At 53.3% G+C, this 876-nt stretch carries 1 tRNA gene and 1 pseudogene; both read right to left on the bottom strand.

The window, feature by feature from the left end:
- Positions 1-65 precede the first annotated feature (65 nt).
- A pseudogene (locus tag XpopCFBP1817_RS20935) lies at positions 66-176 on the bottom strand (transposase); the annotation flags it as partial.
- Between the two features lie 388 nt (positions 177-564).
- Positions 565-638, bottom strand: a tRNA-Gly gene (locus XpopCFBP1817_RS20925).
- Positions 639-876 lie beyond the last annotated feature (238 nt).

Genomic DNA, 876 nt, shown 5'->3' with positions numbered 1-876 from the left:
CTTCCGGGCAATACTTTGTCTTGCTCATCGCTCCATCTTCTCAAGAGTTGGAGCCTCCCGAAATCATGGGGCGATTCACTGAAGCCATGGCGCCGACACAGGTCCTTGATCGCAACGCCTGCTTCGGCTTCGCGCACGAAGCCGATGATCTGTTCTTCGGTAAAACGCTTCTTCACGTCCAATCTCCTGGGGTAGGGAATTGGACTCCAAACTGGCGTGCTACTCAAAATCGGGGCGGACGTCGCTATTTAGAAAAGAAATTAATGAATTTTTCACTTTAAGGATTCTCTGATTAACCCATGCATCGCCGCCATGCGGCTCAGTTAAATCAATAAGTTAAGCTTCGCGCAAGTGGTTAATCAGAGAATCCCTAGCGCACGTATTACTTCAAGAAGATCCGCATCACCGTCGTTGAAACTGAGACGACCAGGCGCAGCCTAGCTTAAAGCGGGGCAGTTTAAAGCGGGGCAGTATGTGAGACGCATACTGGATTGCAAATGAAAAAACTTCTTTGCTACACCGCCCTCACTATCTCGATCTTTGCTGGGACATTGAGATGTGCTGTGGAGCGGGCGAAGGGAATCGAACCATCGTCAGTAGCTTGGGAAGCTACAGCTCTACCATTGAGCTACGCCCGCGTTGCGTTGAGGGAGTTTAGGCGGGTGCGGGTGTCGGGCGCAATGCGCAGACGTGACGAGGGCCGGTTGCCCGGCCCTCGTGCCTTGCAGATCGACCGCTTGGACAACTGTGCCGCGTGGATCAGAAGTTGCCGCTGAAATTCACAAACAGCGTCGCGTCGCGGGCGCTGCGCTGGGCGGTGGTGGTGCTAAGAGCCCGTTCAAAGTCTTCCCGAATTATCCGATCATATGGAGATGA

Origin of the sequence: Xanthomonas populi (assembly GCF_002940065.1) — a bacterium.
GTDB lineage: Bacteria > Pseudomonadota > Gammaproteobacteria > Xanthomonadales > Xanthomonadaceae > Xanthomonas > Xanthomonas populi.
The sequence above is the reverse complement of the archived record's forward strand: the minus strand, read 5'-3'. Positions and strand labels throughout refer to the sequence as shown.